The sequence below is a fragment of the Paenibacillus sp. SZ31 genome (assembly GCF_012912005.1).
GTDB lineage: Bacteria > Bacillota > Bacilli > Paenibacillales > Paenibacillaceae > Paenibacillus.
The window spans coordinates 119,735-136,960 of sequence record NZ_JABBEA010000013.1; the positions used below are offsets into that span (position 1 = coordinate 119,735).

The following is a 17,226-nucleotide window of genomic DNA, read 5'->3' on the forward strand; positions in this document are numbered from 1 at the left end:
ATATCAATTGTTCCAGTATATAAAAAGTGAGGAATGCAGATTATGTATTTACATGGTACAAGTAAAATAAATGCGCAAGGACATCTGGAGATTGGCGGAGTCGATGCAACAGATCTGAAAGAACAATTTGGAACTCCCCTGTACGTTGTGGACGAGCAATTGGTTCGCGAGCGTTGCAGAGAGTATATGGAAGCTTTCCGTGCTTCCGGGCTGGGCTTCCAGGTTGCTTACGCAAGTAAAGCATTTTGTGTAATGGCGATGTGTGCCCTTGCCGCTGAAGAAGGACTTTCCCTGGATGTCGTATCTGACGGTGAACTGTTTACTGCACTGCAAGCAGGATTCCCGGCTGAGCGCATTCATTTCCATGGTAACAACAAAACGCTGGAAGAGATCGAAATGGCTCTTGATGCAGAGATCGGATGCTTTGTTGTTGATAACTTCAATGAATTGCATCTGTTGCAGGCTGTAGCAGCGGACAAAAATCGTAAAGTAAACATTTTGCTTCGTGTGACGCCTGGGGTTGAGGCACATACGCATGAATATATCTCCACTGGTCAGACGGATTCGAAATTTGGATTTGATATCGGCAATGGTACAGCATTTGAAGCGATTGAACTGGCTTCCAAGCAGTCTAACCTGGTATTGCTCGGTGTGCATTCCCACATCGGTTCCCAGATCTTCGAAGTTGAAGGCTTCCAGATGGCTGTTCAACGTGTTGCTGAATTTGCAGCAAGCGTATATGAGCGTCTTAACGTTGCTTTCAAAGTGGTTAACCTTGGTGGTGGATTCGGAATCCGTTATATCGATGGAGATACGCCGCTTGAAGTTGCGCAATACGTGAAGGCTATTACAGATGCAGTTAAAAATCATTTTGCTCAAATCGGCTATGCCGTCCCTGAGATCTGGGTTGAACCAGGCCGCAGCATCGTGGGTGAAGCGGGAACAACGCTGTATACCGTTGGAACAAGCAAAGACATTCCAGGCGTGCGTAAATATGTTGCCGTTGATGGTGGTATGACCGATAACCCACGTCCTGCTTTGTATGAATCCAAGTATGAAGCTGTGCTTGCCAACCGTGCGAATGAGGCTGCTCAGGAAACCGTATCCGTTGCGGGTAAATGCTGCGAGAGTGGCGATATGCTGATCTGGGATCTGGACTTGCCAAAAGTGGAAAGTGGCGATCTGCTCGCTGTAGCTTGCACAGGCGCGTATAACTACTCCATGGCAAGCAACTACAATCGGATTCGTCGTCCTGCCGTTGTATTTGTCAAAGACGGTCAAGGGGATGTCGTTGTACGCCGTGAGACGTATCAGGATATCATCCAGAATGACCTGGTACCTGCACGTATTGGCAAACAGCCAGTAACTCGCTAATTCGTCAAAAGATAATGTGTCTCTACATTATTGAGGATATATGAGTTTTACAGTTGAAGCAGATGAAAAGGGAACTTCCTTTTTCGTCTGCTTTTTGTGTATTTGAGCTAATTCATGAAAAAAGTTGCCGTTTTTTTTGCGATCCAGACATTTTCGGTGTACACTAAGAAAAGTGCTGTAATGCTTGGCCCAGGGTCATGCGTTTTGGTACCATTAACGATGGTCAATACGAAAGGAGTCATTTACATATGGCGAAACAAGCGAAAATTAAATTGGCAAACGGCGGAGAAGTTCTGATCGACCTGTTCGATCAAGAAGCTCCAAACACAGTAGCAAACTTTGAGAAACTGGCTAACTCCGGTTTCTACAATGGTCTTACATTCCACCGCGTTATCCCGGGCTTCGTAGCTCAAGGCGGATGCCCTAACGGTAGCGGTGCAGGTGGCCCAGGTTACACAATCAACTGTGAAATCAACCCGAACAAACATGAGCGCGGAACACTCGCTATGGCACATGCTGGCCGTAACACAGGTGGAAGCCAGTTCTACATCTGCTACCAACCGCAACCACATTTGGATGGACAACATACTGTATTTGGTAAAGTAACTAAAGGTATGGAGTTCGTAGACGCTTTAGAAGGTAAAGACAAAATGGAAACTGTTGAAGTCGTAGAAGCTTAATACCTTCAGCTTAACTGGATCCAAACATGAAGTGCTTCTTTTATAGAAGCACTTTTTTTATTTTTTACATGTCACGTATTCGAAATCGATAATTGGAAAGGATGAATGAACCTTGGATATCGTTTCTCAGCTAAGCTTGTTAAAGCAAATTTATAGTGATCGTTCGTTGTGGGATGAAGAACTGCAGGCATCGCGACATGTCGTTCCGGATAGTGTACCCGCACAGGATAGAGAAGCTCTTGAGGCAGCCGGGCATGAACCGAATCGATTTGTGCGTCCGCAACATGATGAAACGATTACTGAGCTGAAAAAACTTGCGAATCAATGGACGATAGAGAATGCAGCGCAGGCCTTTGTCTCTTCTTTGTGGTCAGCACCCATGATCTGGCGCTCGCTTCTTACGGGCAAGCTTATTGCAAGTAGTATGCCAGACCATGAACACACGCCGTATCCATCTTCGAGCACTTGTAAGATCTGCGGATTAAGTGTAGATCAAGCCACCGACACGACGTTGCAATGGTATTGGCGCATGACCAATGGAACCCCGTTGGACGGTGATCCCTTTGGACAAATGCTGGCACTTCGAGAGCTGGCTGCCGCACAGGAGCTTCCAATACCCAATGAATACGACCGCTGGACATTCCGTGCAGCATTAACGGTGCTACGCGAATTACCTCCCAAAACACGCTATAGTAAGGCAGCAGTTGCGCTCAAGAAGGAACGTCTTTTGCCTACACAAAAGGAATATGCCTATCGTGACTTGCTTGAGACGTTAGCCCTGATTGGCATACTGGATACGCCGGAACGTCCCGGAATGATAACTCAATTTACGACTTACATACAGCGTGACGAGCGCCCCAATGTTCGGGTTGAAGTGCAGGCGCCTCTGGCGTGGTGGGACTCATCTGTCGGAATCAATGAGAACAACCTAAACAAGATATTCCATGATTTTGATCTGAGTAACATATCTCTTTCGGATAAGCCTGAGGTGAGTCCAGCAGTAAAGGACACGATCTTAGGTGCATTGGAGAAGAAGAGAAGTGTTCGCGGAAAAGTACCAAAGGCATCTCCTGATGCAGGTACCGGGGAGGTACAGTCTGGAGATGTATATGCTGTTCGGGTCCGGGAAGGGGTATGGGTGACGGTATACTGTCATGAAGTGAGAGACAAGCGTGTCATCGTCGAATATCTGGATGGTGTCTTTCCAGAGATGCCGGCAAAAGCAGATTTGCATGGGACGTTTCGACCGAGAACGAATGGACGCTGGAAATGCTCTGCTATCGCGATCGACTCGACAAGTTGGGTCAGAAGAGTGGCAAGAGAGTTTCCGCTTCCCGCTTCGCCCCTGCAAGAACCTGACCGCATTCCATTTTATAATGCCAAAGAATTGAAGCATATGGCGAGCTGGTGTTTTCCTGATATGTAGAATGATGCGATGGATGGATGTGAAATGCCTCCAAGTAAAAACCGTGCCTCCTTGGGAGGAAGCGGTTTTTTGTTGTTTCTTAGCTTATTAAAAGTTAGTATGTGACAAAAAGGAACAAAAAACAATTGATTTTTTGGCATTAAAGTGCTAACATCCAATTAATAACGAAAGCAATCCTTCAGGGCAGGGTGCGATTCCCTACCGGCGGTGATGCAGGAAGTGTAAGGACACAAGTCCAGCACTTGATGCAAAGTCCGTGACCTGTCTGCCTATGGCAGATGGCTGATCTGGTGTAATTCCAGAACCGACAGTATAGTCTGGATGGGAGAAGGAGAGGTGCAGACCTAACGGGTTTGCATTCAGCAGGAGTATTGCTGCACAGTCACTATTTGTGATGTATGCACTGTGCAGGGAAGATCCGGATACGCCGGACAGTTCCATACATATGCCACACTATAGAAGCTCTTTACCTGTAATTGATTTTCATTAAGGTATGTGTCTATTTTCACTTGCCCGAAATGAAGTTTTGGGCAAAGTGTTGGCGTGCTGTATCCATTTCACTCCTGCTGTTGACATTTGTCTCTCATCATCCCCATCGAACTGATTGTTCGACGGGGATTTTTTATAATTAAGACTAAGACTTTAAACCGCGGGGTGAACGGATTTGGAAATGATCAATGATGAATTTTATATGGCACTGGCACTTGATATGGCGGAACGAGCACAGGGACAGACGGGAATTAATCCGGTCGTTGGATGTGTAGTTGTAAAAGAAGGGCGTATTGTAGGCTTGGGAAGCCATCTGAAACGTGGAACTGGTCATGCGGAAGTGCATGCACTTAACATGGCAGGAAGCGACGCAGAGGGCAGTACGGTATACGTTACACTCGAGCCCTGTAGTCATTATGGCAAGACGCCACCTTGCAGTGAACGCCTGATTCATGAAAAGGTGAAACGTGTCGTGGTATGTTGTGAAGATCCAAATCCGCAAGTATCCGGCAAGGGCATAAGCATGCTCCGTCAACAAGGCATTGAAGTTGAAGTTGGTGTATTGCGTGAGCGTGGAAGACGCATGAATGAAAAATTCATTAAATTTATTACAACGGGTCTACCTTTCGTGACGCTGAAGACGGCTACGACTTTGGATGGAAAGATTGCTACTCGCAGCGGAGACAGCAAGTGGATCTCCAACGAGCCCGCTCGTGAGATTGTTCATGCGCTTCGTCATCGTCACCAGGGAATTATGGTTGGCGTGGACACAGTTATTGCCGATAATCCGGAGCTTACAACCCGTTTGCAAGTAGAAGGCATTAGTCCGGTACGCATTGTGGTGGATTCCAAGCTGCGTCTTCCTTTAGGTGCCAAGATGGTTAAAGATGGTCTAGCCCCAACATGGGTACTGACAACAGACGAAGCCAGTCCTGAAGCTGCTGAGCGTTTGGAAGCCTACGGCATCGAAATTATACGCTGTGGTCCTGGACCACGTGTTGATCTGTTAAGCGGACTTAGCAAGCTGGGTGAGCGTGAGATCGGTTCAATTTTGCTTGAAGGTGGAGGCACTCTGAATGGAGCCATGTTGGAGGCACGGTTGGTCGATCGCTTGCTGATGTTTATCGCTCCTAAGATTGTAGGCGGTTATGATACACCTGGAAGCTTCCGCTTCGAGGGTGTGGAACGTATGAATCAGGCGATTCAGTTGAATCAGCTGGAAATCGAACAAGTTGGAGATAATATCAGCATTGGCGGTATTCCGGTGTGGCCTGAATAAATAAATGGATCATAAAGTAATAAGTAAGGATCCTTAGAAATGATCGAGGGAGGCGGCAGCATGTTTACCGGTTTGGTGGAAGAAGTTGGTCAGATTCGGCGTATTGGTCGGAAGGGCGAAGCGATGGTCCTGAATATCGGGGCTTCCGCCATCATGGACGATCTAAAGATTGGCGATAGTGTGGCAGTGAACGGAGTATGCTTGACAGCGACAACGCTGGAAGGTGGAGGTTTTACCGCCGATGTAATGCCTGAAACGTATCGTCATACCAATCTCAGTCAGTTGCAATCTGGCAGTAAAGTTAATCTGGAGCGAGCCATGCAATCAGGCGGCCGTTTTGGCGGACATATCGTTCAGGGCCATGTCGATGGTACTGGAGTGATCGGCAGTATCACTCGTGATCAGAACGCAATTGTGTTTGAGATCAAGCCGGATGATCACCAGTTGTTCAAATATCTGATCCCCAAAGGGTCAGTTACACTGGATGGCATTAGCTTGACCGTTGTCCATACTTCACAGACCGCATTCACAGTTTCCATTATCCCTCATACGATTGGTGAGACTGTACTAAATGTCAAAAAGACAGGGGATACCATCAATATCGAATGCGATATTTTGGGGAAATATGTGGATCATTTGCTGCAGTATGGGAGAGGACATCAGGAGACGGGTGCTGGCAAGCCGCGCAGTATCAGTGAAGATTTTCTCGCCAATCACGGATTTGCATAATGAAAGTAGAGAACAGAAATAAACTGGAGGTGGACCAATGTCAGAACAATCCATTCTGGACACGGTAGAAGAAGCCATATATGATCTCATGCGTGGTAAACCCGTCATTGTTGTGGATGATGAAGATCGGGAGAATGAAGGCGATTTTATCGCTTTGGCCGAAAAGGCGACACCTGAAGTCATCAATTTCATGATTACTGAAGGTAGAGGTCTGGTCTGTGTTCCGATTACACAACAACGTGCGGACGAACTTAACCTGAAACCCATGGTTCAACAAAATACGGATTTCCATGGAACGGCCTTCACCGTCTCTGTGGATCACAAAGATACTACAACAGGCATCTCGGCACATGAACGTTCTATTACTGTGAAAGGTCTGATCGATCCTGAAGCGAAAGCCGGGGACTTCCGTAAGCCTGGTCACATGTTCCCGTTGATTGCAAAAGACGGCGGTGTGCTTCGGCGTGCCGGACATACGGAAGCGGCTGTAGATCTTGCTATCATGTGCGGTTCGTATCCCGCAGGCGTGATCTGTGAAGTGATTAAGGAAGATGGCACGATGGCCAGACTTCCGGATCTGCAGGAGATTGCTCGCAAGCATGATCTGAAGTTGATCAGCATTCAGGATATGATTCGTTACCGTAACGAAAAAGAGCAACTGGTTCAACGTGAAGTGGCTGTACGTATGCCTACAGACTTTGGTGAGTTCCAAGCGGTGGCCTATACAAACGCTGTGGACAACAAGGAGCATGTGGCTCTGGTCAAAGGTGAGATTGATGGTTCCAAACCCGTACTGGTGCGTGTACACTCTGAATGTTTGACAGGCGATGTATTCCATTCTCATCGTTGTGACTGTGGTCCGCAGTTTGATGCGGCACTCAAACAGATCCATGAGGAAGGCAATGGCGTACTGCTCTATATGAGACAGGAAGGTCGGGGCATTGGGCTGATCAACAAACTCAAAGCTTACAAGCTCCAAGAAGAAGGTCTGGACACGGTGGATGCAAACCTGAAGCTGGGCTTTGCTGCCGACTTGCGTGATTACGGGATTGGCGCTCAAATTCTGAAAGACCTTGGGGTTCGTCAGATCAGATTGCTAACAAACAATCCTCGCAAGATCAAAGGCCTTGAAGGATATGGACTTGAAGTGGTAGAGCGTGTCGCCATCCAGATGGAGGAGAATGAGGATAATACCGTTTATCTTCATACCAAGCAAGCCAAGCTGGGACATATGCTGAAGTTCGATGATATCGAGCAGAACGAAGAGTAAATGCGTTGTAGATGAACACACTTTTACCATGTAATTTATGGAAGTGATTACTTCGGAATTTCCGTTGCTTACATTATATTATACCGTTAGGGAGATGACTTGAATGCCACAATTTTTTGAAGGACATTTAGTATCAGAAGGATCAAGATATGGAGTTGTTGTTGGACGTTTTAACGAATTCATCACGAGCAAATTGCTTAGCGCAGCACTTGATGCATTCAAACGTCACGGCGTGCAAGATGATGAAGTGGATGTAGCCTGGGTTCCAGGTGCGTTCGAAATCCCTTTGATTGCGCAGAAAATGGCAGAGAGCGGCAAGTATGATGCAGTGATTACCCTGGGAACTGTTATTCGTGGATCAACTACTCATTACGATTATGTGTGCAACGAGATGGCTAAAGGGGTAGCAGCAATTAACCTGAAAACAGGCGTGCCTACGATCTTCGGTCTGGTTACAACTGAAAATATTGAACAAGCAATTGAACGTGCCGGAACCAAGGCGGGTAACAAAGGTTGGGATGCAGCTACGGCGGCAATTGAGATGGCAAACTTGACGAAACAGCTAAAATAGTGCTTATTTAATAGTAGTGCCCTGCTTTGCGCAGACGAAAACGGGAAACCGGATTCGGACGGCTTAGCAGGGTTTTGTATTTTTCTGGCGGGAGGATTCGTCTAGTGACGGTAGTTACATACAAACTGGAGACTTTTGAAGGGCCTTTGGATCTGCTGCTTCATCTGATTGATAAGGCTGAAATTCATATCCAGGATATTCCCATCAGCGATATTACCGATCAATACATGGCGTATCTGCATTCGATGCAGGAACTGGAACTGGATATTACGAGTGAATTTCTGGTCATGGCAGCAACACTGCTGTCGATCAAGAGCAAACTTTTATTGCCAAAACCACCGGTAATTGAGGATTTCGAGGATTATGATTATATGGAAGAAGAAGATTATGATCCACGTGCAGAGTTGATCGCACGTCTGATAGAATATCGCAAGTACAAGGGGATTGCGCGTCATCTTCATGAACGGGAGTGGGAACGCAGCCTTATTTTTTCCAAAGAGCCCGAGGATCTGCGCCCTTATATGCCTGTAGAAGCCCCTTCGAACCCAGTTGAGGGATTACACACCTCTGACCTGATTGCTGCATTTCAGAAGGCGCTACGCAAGGCTGAGAAGCGTACAACCGTAACCCGGATCAAACGGGATGAAATATCGGTTAAGGACCGGATACGGGATGTCATCGGCGCTTTGGAAAGTATGGGGCCGGGAGGCAGACTTTTGTTCTCCAAGTTGATGGATGAGCATATCTATCGCCATGAGATTGTCGTGACTTTCTTGGCGGTGCTGGAACTGATGAAGATGAAGCAGATTGTCTGTTATCAGGAGCGGATGTTTGAGGATATCGTTATGGAGTGGAGAGGGGAAACAAAGAATCATGGATTTTCGGAAATTGAAATCGATTATTGAAGGCCTGCTGTTTTTGTCCGGAGAAGAAGGTCTGAGTATCAAACAAATTGCCGAGATCGTCGACCAGCGAGTGGAGCTTGTAACGGACGCGATTGAGGAGATGATTGGTGAATTTTTACAGCAGGGACGAGGTGTACAGATTCTCAAAATCGCCGGCGTAGTGCAGTTGGGTACCTTGCCTGAGCACGCTGTGTATTTCGAGAAACTTGCGTATTCTCCAGCACGAACTTCCTTATCCCAGGCGGCTCTGGAGACGCTGGCCATCGTGGCGTATCGGCAGCCGATTACACGGGTTGAGATTGAGGAAATCCGCGGTGTAAAATCTGAGCGGGCTATTCATACACTTGTGAATAAGGATCTGATTATTGAAGTGGGACGGGCCGAGGCGATCGGACGACCAATTCTGTACGGAACGACCAAGTCATTCCTGGATTATTTCGGACTGGCTTCAATTAAAGACCTTCCGGAACTAGGCTTGTTCGAAGATTCGGAAAACCTGGAGGAAGAGACACAACTGTTATTCAACAAACTGGATTTGCAACAACTGGAACCGGAAAGTGCTGATCGGGCGGATGTTCTAAGTCAATTTGACAACGAAGACGATAATACGGATTCTTCACTTTAATCTGCAAGTTCATATTAACCGACACCCAAAGTGGGGTCGGTTTTTTTGTGCCTTTTTTTATAAATTGAACTAAACATTACACATAACGGAGAGGACAGAAATAATCTGAAGAAACGGAGTGTTCGCCTTTATCCTCGGATTTACCCTTTAGAAAAGGGAATCAAAAAAATCTGGGGATAACAGCGATCGGAAGGTTATTCTGTCATCGGAGTGACCAGTGTAACTAATCTTTAGTCCAATTTGTTTATATAAAAGGTTAAGGACCGTTTCCAAACAAATATGAAATGGGATTTTTAGGTCAGGCGTGAATTTTTTCCTATCCAGAGTGCCATACTAGACGAGAAAAGAATTGAGGGCTTGGAGGTAAGGCCTGTGTGGATTTGGCTTGGAGGAATCGGTTTGTTGTTCGCATTGCTGATTGCCGCAGTCCTCATCTCAAATGTTCATGTACATTTTACATTCAGTAAACATAAAAGTGATGATTACGCCAATATTAATGTTCGTCTTCTCTATGGAATCGTGCGGATTAACTATGAAATCCCCAGTATTGTTTTTCGCAATATGAAGGAAGGTTTCCTGGTCAAGACCGAACAATCCATGAATCACTCCAGAGGAGAAGCCCAGGGAAGTGAGCGAGTTAACAAACGTAAAGTCAAGAAGTGGGCCAAAGATGTAAAGGTTATGCTAAGGGCGACCGATGCGCTCAAGCTATGGCTCAAGCAAACACTCACGCATGTACATATGACTGAGCTATCCTGGTCTACCCACATCGGGGTTGGCGATGCAGCATACACAGCGGTGCTGACGGGCTGGGTGTGGAGTATCAAGTCCATTATCATTGGTTTTCTCACCTATCAGATCCGTTTCGATGATACACCTGTGCTTCAAGTTATGCCGGTATGGTCAGACGAAATGGAGTTTAGAACAGAGCTCGACTGCAGAGTGAAAATTCGGATTACAGCTCTTTTGATCGCTGGAGTTACGCTACTCACCCGTGTGCTCCAAGTCGAAGGCGGATGGCGGATGTGGCTTAAGCTTCTTCAAGAACAACGCCGCAAGCGTAAGGAGAAGGAGAAGGAGAAGCAAAAGCAAAAGCTTAGTGGGACAACACGATAAATTCCCATCATATCAGGTCTGTTTTTGAAAATGTGAGGTTGGAGTACACAGCGTATACTTCGATTGCTTATTTACATAAGTCCCTTCAAGTTTGGGGATGATATGGTTAGATCAAACCTAGCTTACATTGAAACTGGAGGGAATTTAAATGTCAGATCATCCAATTCAAGGCTTAATGGAAACTGCTATGGAAAATATCAAGGCCATGGTGGATGTCAATACAATTGTTGGCGATGCAGTCGAAACACCAGATGGTACCGTGATTCTGCCGATCAGTAAGGTAGGATTCGGGTTCGCTGCTGGTGGCAGTGATTTTAACGTCAATGAAGGAAGTAGTGGCAAAAGTGGTGCTACAGGTACATCAACTGAACATGCTAGTTCAGCTAAAGTTGCTTCTCCGTTTGGAGGCGGTAGTGGTGGTGGTGTATCCATTCGTCCTATCGCGTTCCTGGTCGTAGGCAAACAGGGCGTGCACATCGTACCACTCGATAATTCAACACATCTATTTGAGAAACTCATTGACTCCACCCCTTATGTTCTCGACAGAATTCAGGGTATGTTCCAACGTAATACAACAACGCCAACGAATACAACAGGTGTACCTGTTACACCAGATCCATCAACCTATAGCTGAATCATCTCCTCATGATCCCTCTCGCCTCCCAGCGTGAGGGATTTTTTGCTGTTTGTTTAGCGAATAGTGAGTGTTTTTTCGGAGGTTTCCGTATCGTATGAGACTTATATCTGTAATCCGCCTAACCTAGACATGAAATAGGTTATTGAAGGGGGAACGTGAATGCACAGAGACACCGTTTTTATGGTTTTGTTTGGCTGGCTGCTATCGGCAGTCGTGTATTTGGTAGGAGGAATTGATCACCTGTTTATTGCAGTGACCATCTTTGTGGGGCTGGATTACATCACAGGGGTGCTGTCTGCATGGTATAGGAAAGAGTTATCCAGCAGGGTTGGATGGTGGGGGCTTGCTCGTAAGTCATTGACATTTGTCTTTGTCATTATTGCACATCAACTGGATATGGTTGCAGGCAATTCAAATGATTTTATGAGAGATGCGATGTTAATGTTCATCATTGGTACCGAAGGAATCAGTATTTTGGAAAACCTGGGCAAACTGGGCCTGCCTGTACCGAAGTTTATCACTTCAGCTCTCTTTAAGCTTCGAGGTAATGAAGATCAAGTTGAAGACAAGGAGAAGATGTCATGATACAGATCACCAAGGATTACATACCTGTTAATAAATACAGTCGAGCCGGACTGAAATTAAAAGCGAAACGTGGAATTGTGATGCATTATACGGCTTCTCCCGGAGCGCCCGCGAAGAACATTAGCAAATACTTTGCAAGTTTGGCAGAGCAAGATTCCAATAAAGCAGTGCAAGGCCGTTATGCAAGTGCACATTTTTCGGTAGATCGAACTTCGATATATAACAGTCTACCGGATGATGAACTGGCCTACCACTGCGGGAGCGCAACATACACGAAGGAAGCGCTAGCCAAGCTTGGGACATATCCAAACAATAGTACAGTGGGCATTGAGATGTGCATTGAAAAGGATGGCAGTATCCATGAAGATACATTCAATAACGTTGTAGACCTCGCGGTATACCTCATCAGGGAACGGGGCTTCCCACCCGTTTTCTTCACACATAAAGAAGTGGTTGGATGGAAGGAATGCCCACTCCCATGGATTAAACAACCAAGTGAATATGAAAGATTTAAGCAAGCAGTACATACAAAATTAAACCCGCTGCAAGAAGTAGCAGTCACGGAGGATGATGATATGAATACGGTTCTGGATTATGCACAATGGGCCTGGAATGAACTTGATCAGTACATCGGAGATGCCTACAACGACAAAGTAATTGACGATTGGGCATGGGTAGAGAAGGTACGTAAGAAGAAGTTGACTTATGGAGAGTTATTGTTGCTGAAGGTCTTAATTGATGAGCGCAGACGCAAAAAAAGCCTGACCTAAAGTGCATCTTGAAAAGGGGCTATGCTTGCCTGCTTGTTAACCATGAGTTAAAGTGAGCTGGGTCTTTTAAAAAATAATAATGTTGTATAATCACGATATGATCAGGATACTCAAGTTCATATTGGGTCTGAATCGAGGATGCATCGACGACTCCAATAACAGCGAGTTGATTCGTTTCGATCACATGTGTTGGTTTGGCCGGGCTCATACAATCATCCTTTCGTTAATTAAGTCAGAGTCAACAGGGGCGATGGAGATGTCCATGGTCCCTAGATGACCTATACGAGGCAGGATGGAGAAGGTTAAGCTGAACTGGTCAAACCGGGTTGAAAATAAAAATATAGAAAAGCAGAACCCCACGTCATTGTGATGTGGGGTTCTGCCTATGTAACTACTCTTTTGAGAACGTGTTCAGGGCCTCATCTGTAAGATGAAGTTCTGCGAAAGCCCTGCATATCTTTTGGAAAGATCTAATCGTATTTGTCTCGTACAACATCTCAATAGGATCAAAGCCTAACATGACAAGCGAATCCACAAGTTCGGTCTGATCTACTTCAGTATGGTGGAGCGCTTCAAGCATGGTTTCAATAACTGCTAGAAATAAAATGGCTTTATTCACTGTCTCGATCGGTGTCCCCTCCTTCGTAATACTACTAGAATAAGCGGAGAAGGACGGAAAATAACGGAGAAAGTCCAATTTCTCAGTGATGAATCTATTCAATCTAAAAGTGTGGAGAGAATAATTGATTGATGTAAATTAAAATCAGATGATAAGCTCTCCCCTTGTATGTAAGATTAAGCCTTTTCGTTTACTTCGTGGAGAATGGAATCAATTAATTCATCATCAATCAGAGTGCTAGCTTTTTCGAGTGCCAACAGAATACCTTGCGGTTGTTCAAAAAAGACTGTAGAGAGAATAGGGGCAACCTCATCTAAATTAATCTTCTCAGCTTTGACCATACTGATCAAGGCAACAACGATCTCATGTCCCTCTACGTTACCTTCCATAAATCTTGTTCGTAAATGAGTTGCTACTATTTCGGTCTTTGACTGCGAGTACGCCATTACATTTCCCTCCAACGGTTTGAATATCTTAGCAGAGCTCCTCTTCATGCAAGTTTAAACCAGGTTAGATTAGGAGTTATCTTAACAATAATAAGGCAGATAGTTTAAATTATCAACAGCCACTAAGGCGATGAAATCGGAATAGAATCACAGTTTTACCCAGTAAAAAAGACCCGGAGAGGGTCATTTTTTGGGTCTGCCTTCCCAATAGTCGGGAAATCCGTTGTAATCCCAGGCATTCAGATTTTCGATGTCAGCTTGAATGGCAACATCTGCTCCAGAGCCGAAATCCACACCCACGGTTTGCAGTTTTTTCGCCTTAATAGCGAGTACTTTACCGGGTGCACCTGCGCACACCAGAGCGAGCTTCCACGGTGTCTGTTGGTATATATGTTCCATTTGTTTGGATGCCGTGCTCACATGAGACCACGAGGGGCAGTCCACCGTTCCCACGATGCTTGTCCACCCGTATCTCCGCTCCAGAACTTCTCGATATTGCTCGGCCTTGGCTCCGCAGATTAGAATAGGCATATTCTTGAATGTTTCATAGAATAACTTGAATCGGGCGATGTAATTATTCTCAAAAGCATAGAAGGTTTCCTTGGGTTCAACCTTGTAATATGCAAGACACATATCGAACAACGGCTTGAAATACCAGTGATCTGTCTGAATCAGATGTCCGACGTAATCCGCTTTTCGCAGGCAGTGTACGATAATTTCTCTCGCACTTGCATTGGGTAAGGTTATGCCACAGTAGGTGGGATCGTTCAACCAGCCGTAATGAGACTTAATGAAATCCATAGTTAGAACGGTATCGTGAGCCAGAATGGTATTGGAAGCATCTCCAAATCGAACAGAAGCATGGGCTTCTCCATCAGAGGCCATTTGGAACCAGTTACGGATTAATTCGACACTTCCGAGCATGCATGTCACCTTCTTCCCATGTGTGAATAATAGTTTCTTCGGTATACATATTCATCAACTCCTTCTGTACTAGGATAGGAAAAATGCTTCGTTCTCTCTCTTCTTTTGAGGAATCATTCCTTTTTTGTTCAACGTGCGAAGGTTATTGAGGAACAGTCTAGACTAGGTAAAAAGGGAGAGGGGATGGACTGTGAAAAACGTATTTATAGGTAGTCCTGTGCGAAACCGGGCTTGGATTATGGAACGGCACTTGCAATCACTTGAGCAACAAGCTGTGCAGAAGCATTATATGTACATCCTGAATGATAGTGAAGATCAGACGGAGCACATCCTTGATCATTATCAGATTCCTTATCTGACTCACAATTTGGGGAGAACATACGGTCATATGCGTGGGCAATATTCCTATCACAATCTGGCGTTGTTGAGAAATATGCTGCTGGATGAGTTTCTGAAATCGGACTGTGATTATCTGTTCTCGATTGATACGGATATCATCATTCCGGAGTACAGCTTGCAGCAGTTAATGGATAATGACAAGGATGTATGCGCCATGCTTATACGGAATCATCCAAAGTTGAAGGCTCATAATGCCATGATCGGCGGAAAACATATGCCTGAATTCAAAGCGGGTTTGTTCCCGGTAGAACTGACAGGTGCCGTGTATTTAATTAAGCGTGAAGTGATCGAAGCAGGCGTTCGATATGGTTCTCATCCAACAGGTGAAGATGCACCATTCTGTGAGCAAGCTCGAAGATTGGGGTTTGAACTGTTTGTAGATACTCGGTTGCGTCCCGTTCATGCCTATGCGGAAGGGGTGGAGTTGATTGCTCAATTGGCTGCTTCGTAGAAAGAAACGAGAAAATCCGGTTTTTGAAAGTTTAGAAATGACCATTGTCTACCCGCCCGCCCTTGACTGGAACCTCTTGTTCCAACGTCCTCAGCAATTGATGACCGCCTTCTCCAAAATTCCAGGTGTACGGGCTATCTTTATCAATGAAGAAACGTACAGAAAGCAGAGCCGCCCGATTGAAAGGTTAAATGAGGATCTGTTCCTTGTGCAAAAAGGTGTGAACTACGATCACCTGGTCAAAGGAAAGAAGGTACTCTGGTTCTCGAATCCAGGTCAGTACAATTATTCGGATGGAAGGAAGTTTGATTTTACCGTATTTGATTACCTTGATAATTCGGCTGACGAGTTTGCTGTGTGGAAATCCTACATCCCGAAATGTTTTGACCGTGCGGATCTTATTGCTACGACTGCCAAGGTGATGTATGAAGCCCACAAACATGACGGCAAACCGATTTTTATGTGCCCGAATGGGGCAGATGTTCATCATTTTGAGAAAGCACGGGCAATTCTGCCCAAACCGGCGGACTTTCCCGATGTTCATGATGGGCAAAAGATCGTGGGTTTCCATGGGGCAATGGCATCGTGGGTGGATTATTCACTGATTACCGCTATTGCAGATAAAGGTTATCGTGTCGTTCTAATTGGAAACAATGCCCTCTATCAAAAAAATATTGTGCATCCCAATGTGACTTGTCTTCCGCACAAAGATTACAAAGTGCTTCCCGCCTACATTGCCCAATTTGATGTCTGTATCGTTCCATTCAAGCTGACAGAGATGATCCGTGGCTGCGATCCAATCAAATATTACGAATACTTGTCTGCGGGCAAGCCTGTGTTGACGACTCGTATGGAGGAAATTGTTCATAAATACAGCGATGTAACTTACTTTATGGATCAGCATAATTGTGGATTGATGTTGGAGAAAGCGATTCGTGAGAATAGTGCTTCCAAAATTGCAGCACGAGTAAGAGTGGCAAAGTCTAATAGCTGGGATGGCAGGGCACTGGATGCAGTGAAGATGATTAATCAGGTCATGGGAGGCAGAAAAAATGAAAAAGATATTTAAGCGAATGTTTGGTAGCCAATCTACACCACCGCCAATTGAACTTGAAGAAATAAAGATTGACACGACGGAGTTCAATGTTACGACATACATCCCAAACACGGATACAACGATTGTATATCTGCCTGCGATCGATTTTCATAGTGAAAGATTTGGGCGTCGACCACAGCGGCTGTTAAAGGCACTCGCGGAAGTAGGCTACAATGTAATATATATCAATTCCAGTGATGAATTCTATCAGGTAGATGCCTTGGAGTATCCTCATCCGGCGCTTCCAAACTTTGTCGTGGCCCGTGTAGGACAGAATGTCCGTACGCTGTTTCAAGGTGATCGCGTGATCTACTGGGTGAACGATAGTCGGCTGGCAAGTTCTGTCGAGACAGCATATCCTGATCTGGTCGTATTCGATTCGTTGACCGATCCCGATCAATATGAGAAGCACAAACACAAGATGGAAGCAGTTGCTGACGTTGTCTTCATTACACCTGAGAGAATCTATGAGCATGGCAAATACTGCTCACATGTTCATCTGGTTACTGCCGATGAATATGAGATCAAAGAACGAGCAGAACAGGTAGCCCAAATTATAGATGCTTTGCCAAACAGAATGGCCCCTCTAATGTAGGGGTCTTTTCTTTGATCGTATATAGGCCTTTTCCTTTTGCAATGACAGGCATATTCGTGCTTCAATATATTTCGTTTGCATTATCGTTAGGGAATGAAGATAGCGTTCTACACTATAAAAAGCAGAGACAGCGAACAGCCAGACGGGTTAAAGAAGGATCTCCCGATCATGAAGTCTTTTAACCTGGTACAGACTTAAGCAAGTCTCCGTAGCTAAAAATACATAATATCCTAAGGAGTG

General features: G+C 45.4%; 19 protein-coding genes and 1 riboswitch. Of the genes, 16 read left to right on the forward strand and 3 right to left on the reverse strand.

Features of this window, described 5'->3' with window-relative positions:
- Positions 1-42 precede the first annotated feature (42 nt).
- The 13 genes from lysA (at position 43) to HF638_RS21850 (ending at position 12,456) form a co-directional block, all read left to right on the forward strand.
- Positions 43-1,374 carry a diaminopimelate decarboxylase gene (lysA, locus tag HF638_RS21790; protein ID WP_145148860.1) on the forward strand — a complete coding sequence of 444 codons (1,332 nt, stop codon included), beginning with the start codon at positions 43-45 and terminating at the stop codon, positions 1,372-1,374.
- 248 nt (positions 1,375-1,622) lie between these two features.
- Entirely contained in the window at positions 1,623-2,054 is a 432-nt protein-coding gene (locus HF638_RS21795; protein WP_017687646.1) for a peptidylprolyl isomerase, read from the forward strand.
- A gap of 112 nt (positions 2,055-2,166) precedes the next feature.
- The gene (locus tag HF638_RS21800) at positions 2,167-3,480 is read left to right on the forward strand and encodes a hypothetical protein (protein WP_169482037.1); all 1,314 of its coding nucleotides are present in this window, start codon (positions 2,167-2,169) and stop codon (positions 3,478-3,480) included.
- Between the two features lie 170 nt (positions 3,481-3,650).
- A riboswitch (FMN riboswitch) is annotated at positions 3,651-3,817 on the forward strand.
- A gap of 327 nt (positions 3,818-4,144) precedes the next feature.
- Positions 4,145-5,248, forward strand: a complete 1,104-nt coding sequence (gene ribD, locus HF638_RS21805) for a bifunctional diaminohydroxyphosphoribosylaminopyrimidine deaminase/5-amino-6-(5-phosphoribosylamino)uracil reductase RibD (RefSeq protein WP_169482038.1) — start codon at positions 4,145-4,147, stop codon at positions 5,246-5,248.
- A gap of 60 nt (positions 5,249-5,308) precedes the next feature.
- Positions 5,309-5,977: a riboflavin synthase gene (gene ribE, locus HF638_RS21810; RefSeq protein ID WP_076331330.1), complete on the forward strand. Its 669-nt coding sequence runs from the start codon at positions 5,309-5,311 to the stop codon at positions 5,975-5,977.
- 37 nt (positions 5,978-6,014) lie between these two features.
- Entirely contained in the window at positions 6,015-7,247 is a 1,233-nt protein-coding gene (locus HF638_RS21815; RefSeq protein WP_169482039.1) for a bifunctional 3,4-dihydroxy-2-butanone-4-phosphate synthase/GTP cyclohydrolase II, read from the forward strand.
- A 103-nt stretch (positions 7,248-7,350) separates the two neighbouring features.
- Entirely contained in the window at positions 7,351-7,818 is a 468-nt protein-coding gene (gene ribH / locus HF638_RS21820) for a 6,7-dimethyl-8-ribityllumazine synthase (protein WP_017687651.1), read from the forward strand.
- A gap of 104 nt (positions 7,819-7,922) precedes the next feature.
- Positions 7,923-8,723 (forward strand): segregation and condensation protein A, encoded by an 801-nt coding sequence (locus tag HF638_RS21825; RefSeq protein WP_017687652.1) that lies wholly within the window; start codon positions 7,923-7,925, stop codon positions 8,721-8,723.
- Complete coding sequence (gene scpB, locus HF638_RS21830; RefSeq protein ID WP_169482040.1) at positions 8,692-9,348, forward strand: SMC-Scp complex subunit ScpB; 657 nt, start codon at positions 8,692-8,694, stop codon at positions 9,346-9,348. The genes HF638_RS21825 and scpB overlap by 32 nt, the downstream gene beginning before the upstream one ends.
- A gap of 372 nt (positions 9,349-9,720) precedes the next feature.
- Positions 9,721-10,464, forward strand: a complete 744-nt coding sequence (locus HF638_RS28920; protein ID WP_169482041.1) for a DUF2953 domain-containing protein — start codon at positions 9,721-9,723, stop codon at positions 10,462-10,464.
- Positions 10,465-10,612: 148 nt separating this feature from the next.
- Positions 10,613-11,098, forward strand: coding sequence for a GerW family sporulation protein (gene ytfJ, locus HF638_RS21840; protein WP_169482042.1), 486 nt, complete (start codon positions 10,613-10,615; stop codon positions 11,096-11,098).
- A 162-nt stretch (positions 11,099-11,260) separates the two neighbouring features.
- Positions 11,261-11,686 carry a phage holin family protein gene (locus HF638_RS21845; RefSeq protein WP_169482043.1) on the forward strand — a complete coding sequence of 142 codons (426 nt, stop codon included), beginning with the start codon at positions 11,261-11,263 and terminating at the stop codon, positions 11,684-11,686.
- The gene (locus HF638_RS21850; RefSeq protein WP_169482044.1) at positions 11,683-12,456 is read left to right on the forward strand and encodes a peptidoglycan recognition protein family protein; all 774 of its coding nucleotides are present in this window, start codon (positions 11,683-11,685) and stop codon (positions 12,454-12,456) included. Before HF638_RS21845 ends, HF638_RS21850 begins: the two co-directional genes overlap by 4 nt.
- A 19-nt stretch (positions 12,457-12,475) precedes the next feature.
- Here HF638_RS21850 and HF638_RS21855 read toward each other — a convergent pair whose 3' ends face one another.
- From HF638_RS21855 to HF638_RS21865, 3 genes are all read right to left on the reverse strand, one after another.
- On the reverse strand, positions 12,476-12,664 hold the full coding sequence (locus HF638_RS21855; RefSeq protein ID WP_169482045.1) for a hypothetical protein: 189 nt from the start codon (positions 12,662-12,664) through the stop codon (positions 12,476-12,478).
- A gap of 587 nt (positions 12,665-13,251) precedes the next feature.
- Positions 13,252-13,521 (reverse strand): hypothetical protein, encoded by a 270-nt coding sequence (locus HF638_RS21860; protein WP_036607821.1) that lies wholly within the window; start codon positions 13,519-13,521, stop codon positions 13,252-13,254.
- 183 nt (positions 13,522-13,704) lie between these two features.
- A complete protein-coding gene (locus tag HF638_RS21865; RefSeq protein WP_169482046.1) occupies positions 13,705-14,445 on the reverse strand; it encodes a GT-D fold domain-containing protein in 741 nt (246 codons plus the stop codon).
- Positions 14,446-14,635: 190 nt separating this feature from the next.
- Here HF638_RS21865 and HF638_RS21870 point away from each other — a divergent pair, with 190 nt between their 5' ends.
- From HF638_RS21870 to HF638_RS21880, 3 genes are read left to right on the forward strand one after another with little or no spacing between them, the layout of a single operon-like run.
- Positions 14,636-15,295: a glycosyltransferase family 2 protein gene (locus tag HF638_RS21870; protein ID WP_169482047.1), complete on the forward strand. Its 660-nt coding sequence runs from the start codon at positions 14,636-14,638 to the stop codon at positions 15,293-15,295.
- The gene (locus HF638_RS21875; RefSeq protein WP_169482048.1) at positions 15,273-16,364 is read left to right on the forward strand and encodes a glycosyltransferase; all 1,092 of its coding nucleotides are present in this window, start codon (positions 15,273-15,275) and stop codon (positions 16,362-16,364) included. The genes HF638_RS21870 and HF638_RS21875 overlap by 23 nt, the downstream gene beginning before the upstream one ends.
- Complete coding sequence (locus tag HF638_RS21880) at positions 16,348-16,986, forward strand: hypothetical protein (RefSeq protein ID WP_169482049.1); 639 nt, start codon at positions 16,348-16,350, stop codon at positions 16,984-16,986. The genes HF638_RS21875 and HF638_RS21880 overlap by 17 nt, the downstream gene beginning before the upstream one ends.
- Positions 16,987-17,226: the final 240 nt, after the last annotated feature.

Coding starts and splice junctions, on each gene's coding strand:
- lysA (WP_145148860.1), top strand. CDS start 43: ATGTATTTACATGGTACAAGTAAAATAAATGCGCAAGGACATCTGGAG.
- HF638_RS21795 (WP_017687646.1), top strand. CDS start 1,623: ATGGCGAAACAAGCGAAAATTAAATTGGCAAACGGCGGAGAAGTTCTG.
- ribE (WP_076331330.1), top strand. CDS start 5,309: ATGTTTACCGGTTTGGTGGAAGAAGTTGGTCAGATTCGGCGTATTGGT.
- HF638_RS21815 (WP_169482039.1), top strand. CDS start 6,015: ATGTCAGAACAATCCATTCTGGACACGGTAGAAGAAGCCATATATGAT.
- ribH (WP_017687651.1), top strand. CDS start 7,351: ATGCCACAATTTTTTGAAGGACATTTAGTATCAGAAGGATCAAGATAT.
- scpB (WP_169482040.1), top strand. CDS start 8,692: ATGGATTTTCGGAAATTGAAATCGATTATTGAAGGCCTGCTGTTTTTG.
- ytfJ (WP_169482042.1), top strand. CDS start 10,613: ATGTCAGATCATCCAATTCAAGGCTTAATGGAAACTGCTATGGAAAAT.
- HF638_RS21845 (WP_169482043.1), top strand. CDS start 11,261: ATGCACAGAGACACCGTTTTTATGGTTTTGTTTGGCTGGCTGCTATCG.
- HF638_RS21850 (WP_169482044.1), top strand. CDS start 11,683: ATGATACAGATCACCAAGGATTACATACCTGTTAATAAATACAGTCGA.
- HF638_RS21855 (WP_169482045.1), bottom strand. CDS start 12,664: ATGAGCCCGGCCAAACCAACACATGTGATCGAAACGAATCAACTCGCT.
- HF638_RS21860 (WP_036607821.1), bottom strand. CDS start 13,521: ATGGCGTACTCGCAGTCAAAGACCGAAATAGTAGCAACTCATTTACGA.
- HF638_RS21865 (WP_169482046.1), bottom strand. CDS start 14,445: ATGCTCGGAAGTGTCGAATTAATCCGTAACTGGTTCCAAATGGCCTCT.
- HF638_RS21880 (WP_169482049.1), top strand. CDS start 16,348: ATGAAAAAGATATTTAAGCGAATGTTTGGTAGCCAATCTACACCACCG.